The 14297-nt window shown below is 63.4% G+C and carries 15 protein-coding genes and 1 pseudogene; 13 read left to right on the top strand and 3 right to left on the bottom strand.

The genetic code is table 11. The features are described 5' to 3' along the window. Nucleotide 1 precedes the first annotated feature (1 nt). The 4 genes from EKN06_RS08060 (at nt 2) to ndk (ending at nt 3020) form a co-directional block, all read left to right on the top strand. Nucleotides 2–1462, top strand: coding sequence for a leucyl aminopeptidase (locus tag EKN06_RS08060; RefSeq protein WP_127612414.1), 1461 nt, complete (start codon nt 2–4; stop codon nt 1460–1462). Between the two features lie 41 nt (nt 1463–1503). After that, complete coding sequence (locus tag EKN06_RS08055) at nt 1504–1938, top strand: DNA polymerase III subunit chi (protein WP_127612413.1); 435 nt, start codon at nt 1504–1506, stop codon at nt 1936–1938. Nucleotides 1939–1951: 13 nt separating this feature from the next. Continuing rightward, complete coding sequence (locus tag EKN06_RS08050) at nt 1952–2467, top strand: putative periplasmic lipoprotein (protein ID WP_127612412.1); 516 nt, start codon at nt 1952–1954, stop codon at nt 2465–2467. Between the two features lie 130 nt (nt 2468–2597). Next, nucleotides 2598–3020, top strand: a complete 423-nt coding sequence (gene ndk, locus EKN06_RS08045; RefSeq protein ID WP_127612411.1) for a nucleoside-diphosphate kinase — start codon at nt 2598–2600, stop codon at nt 3018–3020. Nucleotides 3021–3114: 94 nt separating this feature from the next. On the opposite strand, the gene purN is transcribed toward ndk, so the two are convergent. Further along, nucleotides 3115–4077, bottom strand: a complete 963-nt coding sequence (purN, locus tag EKN06_RS08040) for a phosphoribosylglycinamide formyltransferase (RefSeq protein ID WP_127612697.1) — start codon at nt 4075–4077, stop codon at nt 3115–3117. Nucleotides 4078–4203: 126 nt separating this feature from the next. Between purN and EKN06_RS08035 the strand changes: the two genes are divergently transcribed. Next, nucleotides 4204–5352: an AI-2E family transporter gene (locus tag EKN06_RS08035; protein ID WP_164843995.1), complete on the top strand. Its 1149-nt coding sequence runs from the start codon at nt 4204–4206 to the stop codon at nt 5350–5352. A 12-nt stretch (nt 5353–5364) separates the two neighbouring features. On the opposite strand, the gene purM is transcribed toward EKN06_RS08035, so the two are convergent. Beyond that, nucleotides 5365–6483, bottom strand: coding sequence for a phosphoribosylformylglycinamidine cyclo-ligase (gene purM, locus EKN06_RS08030; protein WP_127612409.1), 1119 nt, complete (start codon nt 6481–6483; stop codon nt 5365–5367). Between the two features lie 122 nt (nt 6484–6605). Here purM and EKN06_RS08025 point away from each other — a divergent pair, with 122 nt between their 5' ends. Genes EKN06_RS08025 through EKN06_RS08010 form a run of 4 tightly spaced genes read left to right on the top strand, consistent with a single transcriptional unit; the run spans nt 6606 to nt 9687 of the window. Continuing rightward, nucleotides 6606–7913: a heavy-metal-associated domain-containing protein gene (locus EKN06_RS08025; RefSeq protein ID WP_240654687.1), complete on the top strand. Its 1308-nt coding sequence runs from the start codon at nt 6606–6608 to the stop codon at nt 7911–7913. A gap of 10 nt (nt 7914–7923) precedes the next feature. Then, nucleotides 7924–8544 carry a P-loop NTPase family protein gene (locus EKN06_RS08020; protein WP_240654686.1) on the top strand — a complete coding sequence of 207 codons (621 nt, stop codon included), beginning with the start codon at nt 7924–7926 and terminating at the stop codon, nt 8542–8544. A 47-nt stretch (nt 8545–8591) separates the two neighbouring features. Beyond that, nucleotides 8592–9302 carry a serine O-acetyltransferase EpsC gene (gene epsC / locus EKN06_RS08015; protein ID WP_127612408.1) on the top strand — a complete coding sequence of 237 codons (711 nt, stop codon included), beginning with the start codon at nt 8592–8594 and terminating at the stop codon, nt 9300–9302. A gap of 37 nt (nt 9303–9339) precedes the next feature. Continuing rightward, nucleotides 9340–9687, top strand: a complete 348-nt coding sequence (locus tag EKN06_RS08010; RefSeq protein WP_127612407.1) for a DUF2794 domain-containing protein — start codon at nt 9340–9342, stop codon at nt 9685–9687. Between the two features lie 69 nt (nt 9688–9756). Here the strand turns inward: EKN06_RS08010 and EKN06_RS08005 are convergent, their stop codons facing one another. Further along, complete coding sequence (locus EKN06_RS08005; protein WP_127612406.1) at nt 9757–10491, bottom strand: HAD-IA family hydrolase; 735 nt, start codon at nt 10489–10491, stop codon at nt 9757–9759. A gap of 128 nt (nt 10492–10619) precedes the next feature. On the opposite strand from EKN06_RS08005, the gene glmU reads away from it, so the two are divergent. The 4 genes and pseudogenes from glmU to EKN06_RS15945 form a co-directional block, all read left to right on the top strand. After that, nucleotides 10620–11984, top strand: coding sequence for a bifunctional UDP-N-acetylglucosamine diphosphorylase/glucosamine-1-phosphate N-acetyltransferase GlmU (glmU, locus tag EKN06_RS08000; RefSeq protein WP_127612405.1), 1365 nt, complete (start codon nt 10620–10622; stop codon nt 11982–11984). After that, nucleotides 11981–12307, top strand: a complete 327-nt coding sequence (locus tag EKN06_RS07995; protein WP_127612404.1) for a hypothetical protein — start codon at nt 11981–11983, stop codon at nt 12305–12307. Before glmU ends, EKN06_RS07995 begins: the two co-directional genes overlap by 4 nt. Before the next feature lie 39 nt (nt 12308–12346). Beyond that, a complete protein-coding gene (gene glmS / locus EKN06_RS07990) occupies nt 12347–14170 on the top strand; it encodes a glutamine--fructose-6-phosphate transaminase (isomerizing) (RefSeq protein WP_127612403.1) in 1824 nt (607 codons plus the stop codon). 4 nt (nt 14171–14174) lie between these two features. Further along, nucleotides 14175–14276 (top strand): annotated as a pseudogene (locus EKN06_RS15945) (3-hydroxyacyl-CoA dehydrogenase); the annotation flags it as partial. Nucleotides 14277–14297: the final 21 nt, after the last annotated feature.

Genomic DNA, 14297 nt, shown 5'->3' with positions numbered 1-14297 from the left:
CATGAACATCCGCTTTGCCAAAGAATTGCCCGCCGACGTCCGCCTCGTGGCGATGATCGCCGACGCCGACACCCTGCCGGGCGGTCTTCCGCAGACGGTGACCGAAGGGGCTTCGGCTTCGCGCTTTGCCGGCAAGTCGGGGCAGGTGTTCGAGGGCTTCGCGGAAATGGACGGCAAAGTGCGCCGTATCGCGCTGTCGGGTGCGGGCAAGCCCGACGACAAGGAGCGGCTGGCCAACCTTGAAAAGGCGGGCGCTGGCCTGGCCGCGAAATTCCTGACCTCCGGCGAAAAGACGATGGCCGTCGATTTCGTCAAAAGCGGGCTTTCGGCCGAACAGGCTGCCGCCGTGCTGATGGGCCTGCGTCTGCGCGCATGGCGCATCGATACTTATCGCACCAAGCTGAAGGACGAACAGAAACCGACGCTGACCGAAATCGTCGCCGTCGCCGCGCCCGAAGGGACCGAAGGCGCTTGGGACGATGCCGCCGCCGTGGCGCTGGGCGTCGAATTCACCCGCGAACTCGTTTCCGAACCGGGCAACGTGATCTATCCCGAAAGCTTCGTCGAACGCTGCAAGGCGCGGCTTGAAGGTACCGGGATCGAGATCACCGTGCTCGACGTTCCAGCGATGGAAAAGCTGGGCATGGGCGCGCTGCTCGGTGTCGGACAGGGTTCGCACCGTCCCAGCCGCATCATCGCCATGCACTGGAAGGGTGGCAACGACGGCGACGCGCCGATCGCGTTCGTCGGCAAGGGCGTGACCTTCGATTCGGGCGGCATTTCGATCAAGCCGGCTGGCGGCATGGAAGAGATGAAGTGGGACATGGGCGGCGCGGGCGCGGTCGCGGGCACGATGCTCGCGCTCGCCACGCGCAAGGCCAAGGCCAATGTCGTCGGCATCTGCGGCCTTGCCGAGAACATGCCCGACGGTAATGCCCAGCGTCCCGGCGATGTCGTGACCAGCATGTCGGGCCAGACGATCGAGGTCATCAACACCGATGCCGAAGGGCGGCTTGTCCTGTGCGACGCGCTGACCTGGACGCAGGCGACGTTCAAGCCTTCGCGGATTGTCGATCTCGCTACGCTCACCGGCGCGATGGTGATCTCGCTGGGTCACGAAAATGCCGGTATCTTTTCGAACAACGACGATCTGGCCAGCGACCTTTTGGACGCGGGCAAGACCAGCGGCGACTCGCTGTGGCGTTTCCCGCTGTCGCCTGCATACGACAAGCTGATCGACAGCCAGATTGCCGACGTCAAGAACGTCGGCCCGCGCTATGGCGGTTCGATCACCGCGGCGCAGTTCCTGCAGCGTTTCGTCGAAAACGACACGCCTTGGGCGCATCTCGACATCGCGGGCGTGGTCTGGGCCGACAAGCCGGGTGCGACGTGGGAAAAGGGCGCCACCGGTTTCGGCGTGCGCCTGCTTGACCGCTTCGTCCGCAGCACGGCCAAGGGCTGAGCGGTCCGGGTTTCGGGTCCCGGTTCGGGGCGGAGGTCGCGATGCGCGTCGATTTCTATCACCTTTCCCGCGATCCCGCGCCGATGGCCTTGGCGCAGATCGCGGCAAAGGCGCTGGAACAGGGGCAGCGGCTGTTCGTCGTTTCGGATGACGACGCACAGCGCGCGGCCCTTTCCGATGCGCTATGGTCGGCGGCGGGCTTTCTCGCCAACGGCGAGGTGGGCGATCGCGGCGCAGAACTTCAGCCCGTCCTGATCGCGCCAAAAGTCGGTCCTGCCGCAAACGGTGCGAAAGTGGTTGCGCTGGCCGACGGCAGATGGCGCGACGACGCGCTGGCGTTCGATCGCACAATGCTGTTTTTCGATGCCGCCACCATCGACGGCGCGCGCGCCGCCTGGCGCACGTTGGGCGAACGCGACGATGTCGAGCGACATTACTGGAAGCTGGTCGACGGCCGCTGGGTAGTCGGACCGTGAAAGGGTTTTTGCCTTGAATTTCGCCGTCATGCGCCACTGCCTTGTCCCCGCCATCGCCGCCATCGCCTTGGCAGGGTGCGGGTCCGACAAAGAGGGCACGATCGCGACCGGCGAAGGCGATGTCGCCTACCGGATGTCCGGCGACGAAGATGCGAACAACATCCAGTTGAAGGGTCCTGACGGCGAAGCGACGGTCGACACCGGAAAGGATCTTGCGCCCGACCTGCCCGCCGGTCTGGCCGTCTATCCGGGCGCGAAAGTGACCAATGTCTCCAACGTCGGGCTGGGCGAACAGGGCAGCGGTTCGCTGGTGGCGATGGACACTGCAGACGGCGCGCAGAAAGTGGCCGAATGGTACAAGGCGCAAGGCGAAAAGTCCGGATACAAGATCGCGGCGCAGTTGCAGACCGGCAAGCTGCACATGGTCAGCGGCAAGACGGACGACGGACGCGAATTCAGCGTCACTGCGTCCGACCGCGAGGGCGGGACTTCGGTGCAGCTGATCGCGGGCAGCGGGCTTGGGAGCTAGACGGACCGCGTCCGACCGGGTGGCATGACCCTACAGGCACTTGTGCCTTTGCGTCAGCGGCGCTAGGGGCGCGCGCAACGTGCCGACCGGCGCGACAACAATTTCAGACAGACATTCGAAGGAACATCCCATGGCGGTTACCCGCACCTTTTCGATCATCAAGCCCGATGCCACTCGTCGCAACCTGACCGGCGGCGTCACCAAGATGCTTGAGGAAGCCGGCCTGCGCGTCGTTGCATCCAAGCGCATTCACATGACCCGCGAACAGGCCGAAGGCTTCTATGCGGTCCACAAGGAACGCCCCTTCTTCGGCGAACTGTGCGATTTTATGATCAGCGGCCCCGTCGTCGTGCAGGTGCTTGAGGGCGAAGACGCCGTGAAGCGCAACCGCGACGTCATGGGCGCAACCAACCCGGCCGACGCCGCCGAAGGCACGATCCGCAAGACTTACGCAGAATCGATCGAGGCGAACACCGTCCACGGTTCGGACAGCGAAGAAAACGCGAAGATCGAGATCGACTACTTCTTCAAGCCCGAAGAAATCGTCGGCTGATCTCGTCTCTCAAGAGCCAGATGAAAAGGGCCGCTTTCCGAAAGGAAGGCGGCCTTATTCGTTTGCCGGGCCTAAACCGGCACGCAACCGATCGCTAGAATTCGTCCGCAGCGTCCATGAACCGGGTCAGCCGTTTGGGCGCGACCTGCCGCCAGCTGCGCATCAGCCAGTGGTTTACGTGGTCCCAGTCTACGCCGGGGCGGTTTAGGATCAGTCCCGCCCACCCGCTCGCCCCGTAATAGGCCGGGCGGAACCAGATGTCGGGATCGCGCTCTACCAGCGCGGCCAGTTCGTCCGGTCCGTCGGTTTTTACGAGCACCGCGATGTGCGGTTCGCCGTGATGCTGGTCGTTGAAATAGGCGAAGAACTTGCCGCTCTTGCCGCCTGTGCGCCAGCCTGGCGCGCCGTGGCTGTCGCGCGGTTCAGCCTCTGGCAAAGCAAGCGCGATTTCGCCCACCCGCTCCAGCAGCCAGTCGGCGCGAAAGGGGCGAGTGACGAGCTTTTCCAGCATTCGCGAATAAAGCTGATGTTCGGCGAACAGCACGCGGCCCGCCAGCGTCGCGGGCGTATCGCCGGGCACGACAGCGACCGGCGTCTGGCCCAGCACCGGCCCATCGTCCAGTTCCGCCGTGACGAGGTGGACCGAACAACCGGCGTGGCTGTCGCCTGCCTCGATCGCGCGGGCGTGAGTGTCCAACCCCTTGTACTTCGGCAGCAGCGAGGGATGGATGTTGAGCATCCGCCCCTCCCACCGGGACACGAATTCGGGCGACAGAATGCGCATGTAACCCGCCAGCGCGATGTACTGCGCGCCCGCATCCAGCACCGCGCGTTCCATCGCCGCATCGTGTTCGGCGCGCTTCATCCCCTTGTGTGGAAGGGCGAAAGTGGCAATGCCCTCTGCCTTGGCCAGCGCGAGGCCACCGGCCTCGGGATCGTTCGATCCAACCAGCACGATCTCGTAGGGACAGTCGTCACGGCGGCTGGCGTAGAGCAGCGCGGCCATGTTGGAACCGGTGCCGCTGATCAGGACGGCGACTTTCGCGCGGATCGGCATCATGGCGCGAGGATCCTCGAAACCGTGGAACAGGGTGCCGGTACGCGGGGTTCTGTGTCAGATGACACATAATCCGACCCGGACGAGCCGCAGTCCCTACGCGCGGCAACCTGCACAGGCAATGGCTTGATACGCGTCCCGTTTCGGCCGCATCCCGAAGATGCGCCATATTTGCGCCGCCTGCTCTATACGCTCGCAATCGCGGCTGTGCTGATCGTAATGTGGCGCGCGGCGGACCTCCTGCTGCTCGCATTCGGATCGATTCTGGGCGCGGTCGCTTTTCGCAGCGCCGGCGACCTTTTCGTGCGATTCGGGGTCAGGCAGCGCAATCTTGCCATGGGGTTGGGCATCGTGCTCTGCCTCGCGGTACTTGGCGTGATGGGGTATCTGCTGACCGTGCAGTTCGGCGCCCAGATCGCGAACCTGATCGACAATTTGCCCGAAACCGTCGCCGCGATCGAAAGGACTGTCGGCTCCAGCCCGGTCGGTGCAACGGTGGTGAAAGCCGTGCAGGCCGCAGTCGCTGGCAGTGCGATCGCGGATCGGTTGGGTTCGCTGGTCGCGGGCGTCGGGACGATACTGCTCAATTTCGTGATCGTGCTGATCGGCGCGATGTTCATTGCCGTAAATCCTGGCCCCTATCGCCGCGCCGCCATCCTGCTGACCCCGCGTGGCGGGCGGGCGACGATGGATCGCGCGCTGGGCGAAATGGGCATCGCGCTGCGCTTGTGGCTGAAGGCGAAACTTATCTCGATGACCGCGATGGCCGTGCTGATCGGCGGATCGTTATGGCTGGCGGGGGTCGAGCATTGGGCTGCGCTCGGCATTCTGGGCGGGATCAGCGAATTCGTTCCCTATGTCGGTCCGGCTGTCGCAATGCTGCCCGCGATCGGCATTGCCGCAACGCAGGACGGCGATGTCCTGACTTATACGCTGATAGCCTACCTCGTGATTCGGGTGGTGGAAGCGTGGATGATTACGCCGTTGGTCAACAGGCAGGTGGTGAACATTCCGCCAGCGCTCACCCTGTTCGTGATTCTTGGCGCAGGTGCTGTGTTCGGCATTTACGGCGTTTTCTTTGCCGGCGCCCTGCTGGTGGTCGCTTTTGTCGGAGTGCGCGAATTGTACCTGCGCGACACGCTGAGCGAGGATATCGAAAGCGTGCCCAAAGTGATCAAGGATGATGTGACCGGCGACGAGCCATCGCTCGCGTCATCGAACCGCCCGGTATCACAAATGCCGGAGCCGGCCTGCGATTTGGCACCCCCAACCTGAACCGGACATCGTTCAGCCGAAGTGCGTCGCGCTCCAGTTTTCGCGCGCCGACCATTCGCCTTCGCGTCCCGCAACGGTGCAACCCTTGTCTCCAGACCGGATCGCACCGATGACGAAGACCTGCTCGCCCGCCGCAGTCAGATCGGCGATCAGGCTTTCGACTTCGCCCGCTTCGACGGCCAGTACCATGCCGATGCCGCAATTGAAGGTGCGGGCCATTTCCTCTGGCTCGATATTTCCCTGCGCCTGTAGGAACGCCATCAGCGGCGTCAGCATCCAGCCGCCGACGTCGATGTGAGCATGCAATCCGTCGGGCAGGACCCGCGGCACGTTTTCCAGCAAGCCGCCGCCGGTAATGTGGGCCAGCGCATGGATGCGCCCTGCGCGAATGGGGCCGAGCAGACTCTTCACATAGATCTTCGTCGGCGCGATCAGCGCATCGACCAGCAGCGTATCCTGATCGAACAGGGCCGGGCGGTCGAGCTTCCAGCCCTTGTCCGCGGCCAGCCTGCGCACCAGCGAATAGCCGTTGGAATGGACGCCCGACGACGCCAGGCCCAAAAGGATGTCGCCTTCGGCCACTTTTTCCCCGGTCAATTGCTCGCCGCGTTCGACCGCGCCGACGCAGAAACCGGCGAGGTCGTAATCGCCGGTCGCGTACATGCCCGGCATTTCCGCCGTCTCGCCACCGATCAGCGCGCATCCGGCCATCTTGCAGCCATCGGCGATCCCGGCGACGACGCGGGTGGCGACACCGTTCTCAAGCTTTCCGGTCGCGAAATAGTCGAGGAAGAACAGTGGTTCTGCGCCTTGCACGATGAGATCGTTGACGCACATGGCGACCAGGTCGATGCCGATCTCGTCGTGGCGGTCATGATCGATGGCCAGCTTTACCTTGGTGCCCACGCCGTCGTTCGCGGCGACCAGCAGCGGGTCGATGTAACCGGCGGCGCGAGGATCGAAAAAGCCGCCGAATCCCCCCAGTTCGCTGGTTGCGCCGGACCGGGCGGTCGATTTTGCCAGCGGGCCGATGGCTTTCACCAGAGCGTTGCCCGCTTCGATCGAGACGCCAGCCTTGGCGTAAGTATAGCTTTCGTGTGTTTCACTGGTCGGTTTTGAGGTGTCAGTCATTCGGTCTCTCGCAAGTTGCGGGGCGATTATCGCTTTCGCGCTTGGATTTCCACGTCTCATTCGGCAAAGAGGCCAAACGATGTTCGCTTCCCGGCCCGATATCCTCGGCTGATTTGCCCGCCATGACCACCGCCACAGCTCCCTCACGCCCGTTCGCGGCCCTTTTCCGACCGCCTTTCGGGCGCGATGCGCAATGGCGTTTGGTGCTAGTCACCGCACTGCTGGCGCTCGCCGTGCTCGCCGGATGGCGCCTTATCGCGCAGGTCGAAGGCGATCGCGGCATTGCCCCGTTTGCCAACACGGGCGATTTCGAAGTCGGCGGGATCAAGGTGAATACCACTGGCAAGAACGCGATAGAAGCCCGTGAAAACGGGTGGAAGGAAGCGCAGCGCAAGGCGTGGGAAGTGCTTTACGAGCGGACTCACGCTGGCGAAAAGGCACCCGTGCTGCCCGAATCGCAATTGCAGTCGATGATTTCTGCCGTTGTGATCGAGAGAGAGGAAATCGGCCCGCGCCGCTATATTGCGACGCTTGGCGTGATTTTCGATCGTGCGCGCACCGGCGAAATTTTCGGTACCACCAACAGCCTGACGCGATCCGCGCCGCAACTGGTGGTCCCGATCGTCTATCAGGGCGGCGTGGGCCAGTTGTATGAAATGCGCACCCCGTGGCAGCGGGCCTGGGCGGAATATCGCAATGCCAATAGCCCTATCGATTATGTCCGGCCCTATGGCGGCGGCGGCGAATCGCTGTTGCTGACCGCAGGACAGATGGGCCGTCGCAGCCGGTCGTGGTGGCGGGTGATTCTCGACGAATTCGGCGCCGCCAACGTGGTATTCCCCGTTGCGCGGCTGGAACGGCAATGGCCGGGAGGGCCGGTTAAAGGGACGTTTACGGCCCGCTATGGCGCCGACAACACTTACCTTGCCAGTTTCACGATGACGGCAAAGACCGAAGAAGCGCTGCCGGCGATGCTGGCACAAGCGGTGAACAAGCTCGATTCGATTTATGCGCAGGCGCTGGCCAGCGGGAAATTGAGCGCCGACAAGACGCTCGACATCGAAGAAGGTGTCATCGATCCCGAACTGCTGGCGGCATTGACCGCAGCGGCGAACGATGGCGCGGCACCCGCGCCCGTTGCCCGGGAGACCAGCGCTGCAACCCCTGCGCCGGCACAAACCGCTACGCCAGCGGGCATTTCCATCGCGGTGCAGATTGCAACGCCCGATCCGGCTTCGTTCGATGCGGCCTTGCGCGCGCTGAATTCCGTTCCCGGTGTGACCGGCACGACGACGTCCAGCCTCGCCATCGGCGGCACGTCGGTCATGCAGGTGGGATATTCGGGCGACATCGCGGCGCTTGCAGGCTCGCTACGGGCGCGCGGATGGCAAGTCACGCAGGGCACAGACGCGCTGCGGATCAGCCGCTGAGTATCGGCGCGTGACGCGCCGTCCGGTCCAGATCGTCCTGCCGCTTACGGGGGTGGGACGCGAACGATCCATCGTCGTCGGCAACGCGAACGAGGCAGCCTTGCGGGCATGTGAGGATCACGCCAACTGGCCGTTTCACACCGCGATCCTGTCCGGCCCGCCGCGCTCGGGAAAATCGCTCATCGCCCGTTGGTTCGAAGCGTCGGGTCTTGGCACCGCGATCGACGATGCGGAACTGGCGGACGAACATGAGCTGTTCCACGCATGGAACCGTGCACAGGCCGCGAAACGCCCACTGCTGTTGGTCGGTAGGCCAGTCCCCTCGGAATGGAATGTGACGCTGCCCGATCTGGGTTCGCGGCTTGGCGCGGCGCTCAATCTCGGGATCGATTCGCCTGACGACGCCATGCTGGCGGGCCTTGTCGAAGCCCATGCTGCGCAGCGCGGTCTTGCATTGGACGAAGGGGCCACCACTTATCTCGTGCCGCGGGTGGAGCGTAGCTTTGCCGCGGTCGAGGCGTTGATTGCCGAGATCGACAGACTGAGCATGGAGCGCAAGGCTCCCGCCCGGCAGACGATCTGGCGAGAGGCGATTTCGGGCCACGAGCCGGAGCAGGGCGACCTGCTCTAGCACGCGGCAATCTTGCCAATCCACGGCCGAGGTGGGAGTATCCCGGCATGTTCGAGAATTTGATCGCCTATCTCGATAGCGTCCGCGAGCGTGATCCTGCGCCCCGTTCGCGTTGGGAAATCATGCTTTATCCCGGCGTGCTCGCACTTGGCCTGCATCGCGTGGCGCACTGGCTGTTCGAGGCGGAGATGTTCTTTGCCGCCCGGTTCGTGAACCATTTTTCGCGATTTCTGACCGCGATCGACATTCATCCAGGCGCGACCATCGGGCGCAACCTGTTCATTGACCATGGCTTTACCGTCATCGGCGAAACCGCGCAGATCGGCGACAACGTCACGATCTACCAGTGCGTGACGCTCGGCGGCACGAACCCCACCAACGGCATCGCCGGAAAACGTCACCCGACGTTGATGGACGGCGCCATCGTCGGTTCGGGCGCACAGATCCTTGGCCCGGTCGTCATTGGCAAGCGTGCGCGCATCGGCGCGGCGGCGGTCGTGACCGAGGACGTGCCCGACGGGGCGACCATGATCGGGGTCAAGGCTCGTTCGACGCTGGTGTCGGCAGAAACCTATCAGCGTGAATTCATGCCATATGGCACACCGTGCAAGGATCCCTGCGAACCGTCGCCCCGGCTCGACGATCTTGAGGCGCAGATCGGCGCGATGAAGGCGGAACTGGAACGGCTGCGTGCGCAGGCGGGCGAACCCGAAACCATCGGCGCCGCCCGCGACGGAGACGGAACCCGCGGCGCATGATCGTTGCGGAAAGTTCGTTCCGATGCGGAGCGCCTGAATGAATAACGTCGTCCCGTTGCCGCTTGCGCCCGCACGGGGTCAGCCGCTGCAAGTAGGATTCGAGCGCGGCGAAATCCTAAAGATTCTTGATCTTTATGGCCGCATGGTCGCCGCCGGACAGTGGCGCGATTACGCGATGGATTTTCAGAAGGACGCCGCCCATTTCGCAGCATTTCGCCGGTCTTCCGAACGGCCCGAAATGCGTCTGGAAAAGCGGCCTGCGCTGCGTCAACGTCAGGGCATGTGGACCCTGTTCGGCGAAGCGGGCCACGTCTTGAAGCGCGGGCATGAACTTGCCAACGTGCTGGCACTGGTCGAACGGCGGTTGGTGAAGCTCGTCGACTGAACCACCGCTGTCTCATCGCGTAATGATGTCAGTGGGGGCGGCGGGCCAGCCCCACACCACTTTCGCCGATCAAAGCATCGAAAGCGCGGGTATCAATTCGTCGAAATGATCGATGACCGCATCAGCCCCAAGCTCTGTCACAGGCTGGGTGCGATAACCGAAGCTTACCGCCACGCACGGATGCCCCGCAGCCCGCGCCGCACCGGTGTCATAGATCGAATCGCCGACGAACGCCGCCGGACCGCCGCCGCATTGGCGTTGCAGTTCGAACAACATGTCGGGCTTCGGCTTGGCGTTTTGCGTGCCCAGCGTGTCGCCGCCGATGACGCAGGCGAACCGGTCGAGCATTCCCATTTGGTCGAGCAAATGACGGGCCAGCGATTCGAGCTTGTTCGTCGCGACACCCACCGCGATGCCTGCTTCGGCCAACTGGTCCAGCGCGGGCATCAGGCCGTCATAAGCCTTGGTTTCGACCGCGATGTTCGCTTCGTAATGCGATAGCAGTTCGGCATAAAGCGGATCGAGCGTTTCGGCCGGGACACGTTCTTTGCCATCGCCTGCCAATGCCTTTGCCAAAAGCCGCTTGGCCCCGCCGCCGATCATCGGGCGCACCTGTTCGAACGCGATCGTCGGTCGCCCGGCCATGCGAAGCGCATGGTTCAGGGCATTGGCGATATCGGGAGCAGTTTCCAGCAGGGTGCCATCGAGGTCGAAACCGACGGCGTGGAACCGCAGCGCGCGCGCGGGGTTGGCTGGATGCGGCGCAGGGACAGGCGCGGACGAGGGGCGTGACAAGTCTTGCATAAGGCTGTGGGCCTTGGCCCGACAGTCTGGAAAGCGCAACGGAAAGCTGGCAAGGCCTGTTGCACCGGGCTTTTGCACAGCGCGAGTGAATGGGCCTTTTGGTCTGACCATGCCTTCCTGGGGATCACATGAAGAACGTCGCTACCGTCATTCTCGCCGCCGGCAAGGGCACACGCCTGAAAAGCGGGCTGCACAAGGTATTGCACCCCGTCGCGGGACGTTCGATGATCCTCCACCTGCTGGAACAGGCCGACGAACTGCAGCCAGAAAAGACTGTCGTGATCGTCGGCGAATATCGCGAACAGGTGCAGGACGCGCTGGGCGACCGGGTGGCCTATGCGGTGCAGGAACCGCAGCTTGGCACCGGCCACGCGGTGCAACAGGCCGAAGGCGCGCTGTCCGGTTTCGATGGCGACGTGCTCATCCTTTATGGCGATGTCCCGTTCGTAAAGGCATCGACCATGCGTTCGATGCTCGACAGGCTGCACGCCGACGATGCGCCCGCCGTGGTCGTGCTGGGTTTCCGGCCGCCAGCGACGCAGGGTTATGGCCGCGTCATCGCCGACCGTTTCGGCCGTATCGAAAAAATGGTGGAGCAAAAGGACGCGAACGAGGCGGAGCGTGCCTGCACCCTCTGCAATTCGGGCGTGATGGCGGTAAAGGGCAGCGAACTTTTCGCGTTGTTGTCCCGCGTCGGCAATCGCAATGCGCAGGGCGAATACTACCTTACCGACATCGTGAACCTTGCCAACGAAGACGGGCGCAGTTGCGCAGTGGTGGAGTGTGAGGATTACAAGGAAGTCACCGGCGTCAATTCGCGCAGCGAACTGGCCGCAGCCGAGGCGCAGTGGCAGGATTTCCGGCGGGCAGAAGCGATGGACGCAGGGGTAACGCTGAAGGCTCCCGAAACCGTGTATTTCAGTTATGACACACAGATCGGCGAGGATGTGACGATCGAACAGAACGTCGTATTCGGTCCCGGCGTGTCGGTGGCCAGCGGCGCGACGATCCGCGCGTTCAGTCATCTTGAGGGCGCGACGGTGGGCGAAGGTTGCGAAGTCGGTCCTTTCGCACGGCTGCGTCCCGGCGCGGTCATGGCCGAAGGATCGAAGGTCGGCAATTTCGTCGAGATGAAAAAGGCGACGCTGGGCAAGGGGGCCAAGGCAAACCATCTGACTTATCTTGGCGATGCCACTGTGGGCGCAGGCGCGAACATCGGGGCGGGTACAATCACTTGCAATTACGACGGTTATTTCAAGCACCGGACGGAGATTGGCGACCGCGCTTTTATCGGGTCCAATTCTTCGCTGATCGCCCCGGTAAAAATCGGCGCGGATGCCATCGTCGCGGCGGGTAGCGCAGTCAGCCGCGACGTCGCCGATGGCGAAATGCGCATGGTGCGCGCCGAACAACTGGTGAAACCCGGCTGGGCCGACCGTTTCCACGATGCGATGAAGCGGAAAAAGGCGGCCGCAAAAGGTGGCGAGGCATGAGCGAACTGCCGACCACGGGCCGTTATGCCGGTAAGCCGTTCCTGCGCCTGCTCGACAGCTATGTACTGGACGCGACCGGTCATCTCGATCAGGCCGCGGATATAAGCCTGAGGATCAGGGAACCCGAATTTCGCGAGAAGTTCGGATTGCAGGGCAGCTGGCGATCGATCGTCGAACAGCGGATGAGCTTTCCCACAGGGATGCCGGGCGCGATCCGCGAGGTTTGGGACAAGGGCAAGGTGAAATTCCTGGCCACCCACGGCACTGAACCCGACCCACGCGAATTTGCGCGGATGTTCGTGGACAGCAAGTTCCCCCACTAAAACCTTCCCCTTTGGGGGCGAAGCAAGGAATTTAGATCAATGTGCGGAATAATCGGCATCGTCGGCAACGAACCGGTCGCCCAGCGGCTCGTCGACGGGCTAAAGCGCATGGAATATCGCGGTTATGACAGCGCCGGGATTTGCACGATCGACAGCGGCGCGCTCGTCCGCCGGCGGGCAGAGGGCAAGCTGGGCAACCTCGTCACCGAGCTTGCCGACAATCCCGCGCCGGGCACGGTCGGCATCGCCCACACCCGCTGGGCCACGCATGGCGCCCCGACAGAGGCGAACGCCCACCCCCACGCGACGAAAGAAGTGGCGCTGGTCCACAACGGGATCATCGAAAACTTCAAGCCGCTGCGCGACGAACTGATCGCCGAGGGGCGCAATTTCGAAAGCGAAACCGATACGGAAGTCGTCGTCCACCTTGTTTCCCGCCAGATCGAGCGCGGTGAAACGCCGGAAGCGGCGATGCAGAGCGTTCTGCCGCGCCTTCGCGGCGCCTTTGCGCTGGCAGTCGCTTTCCGCGACCATCCCGACATGCTGATCGGCGCGCGGCTGGGTTCGCCACTGGTGGTGGGTTACGGTGACGGGGAGACGTATCTCGGCTCCGACGCATTGGCGCTTGCCCCGCTGACCCAGAAGATCAGCTATCTCGACGAAGGCGACTGGGTCGTCATCACGCGCGATGGAGCGCGCATTTACGACAAGGACAACAACCCTGTCGATCGCCCGGTGGTCCATTCGGGCGCAACCGCCGCCGCTACTGAAAAGGGCAATTACCACCACTTCATGCAGAAGGAGATCTTCGAGCAGCCGACCGTGGTGGCGCAGACGTTGCGCAGCTATGTGCGGCAGCTTGAACGCACGGTGGCGCTTCCGCAGATCGATTTCGACATCGCCGCAATCGACCGCATCACCATCGTGGCGTGCGGCACCAGCTATTACGCGGGGATGGTGGCGAAATACTGGTTCGAGAAATTCGCCCGCGTTCCGGTCGACATCGATGTGGCGAGCGAGTTTCGCTATCGCGACCCGGTGCTACCGCCGGGCGGGCTGGCACTTTTCATCTCGCAAAGCGGCGAGACGGCAGACACGCTGGCCGCGTTGCGCCATTGCAAGGCGGCGGGACAGACGATCGCGGTCGTCGTCAATGTGCCGACCAGCTCCATGGCGCGAGAGGCGGACCTGCTGCTGCCCACACACGCTGGGCCTGAGATCGGTGTCGCTTCGACCAAGGCGTTCACCTGCCAATTGGCCGTGCTGGCCGCTCTGGCCGCGCACCTTGCGGTGAAGAAAGGCATGATGGATGCAGCCGAAGAGCGCGAGGTGGTGGAGCACCTGCTGGAAGCGCCTGCGTGCCTCAACGCCGCGCTCGACCACGACGAGGATATCAAGGCGATGGCCCCGCTGATCGCGCCGGCGCGCGACGTGCTCTATCTGGGGCGCGGGCCGGATTATCCGCTCGCGCTCGAAGGCGCGCTTAAGCTCAAGGAGATCAGCTACATCCACGCCGAGGGCTATGCCAGCGGCGAGATGAAGCATGGCCCCATCGCGCTGATCGACGACAAGGTGCCGGTTATCGTGCTGGCTCCGTCGGGCCCCTTGTTCGAGAAAACCGTGTCGAACATGCAGGAAGTGCGTGCCCGCGGCGGCAGGATCGTGTTGATTTCCGATGCCGAAGGTATTGCCGAAGCGGGCGAGGGCTGCATGGCAACGATCGAAATGCCACGCGTCCACCCGCTGATCGCGCCGCTTGTCTACGCGGTTCCGGTACAGTTGCTGGCCTATCACGTGGCCTGCGTGAAGGGCACCGACGTCGATCAGCCAAGGAACCTCGCGAAATCGGTGACGGTGGAATAACCACCCTGACGAATATGCTCAGATGGTTGAAATGATAGTTTCCAATCCGATGCTGAATGGCGAGACGATCCGTCTGGATGGAGCAATCAGGATGGCCCCGAAATGAATTTCCCCGAGATATCGGAAC

This window comes from Croceicoccus ponticola (assembly GCF_004004515.1).
In the GTDB taxonomy this organism is placed as follows: Bacteria; Pseudomonadota; Alphaproteobacteria; order Sphingomonadales; family Sphingomonadaceae; genus Croceicoccus; species Croceicoccus ponticola.
This window is presented reverse-complemented; position numbering and strand designations above follow the sequence as displayed.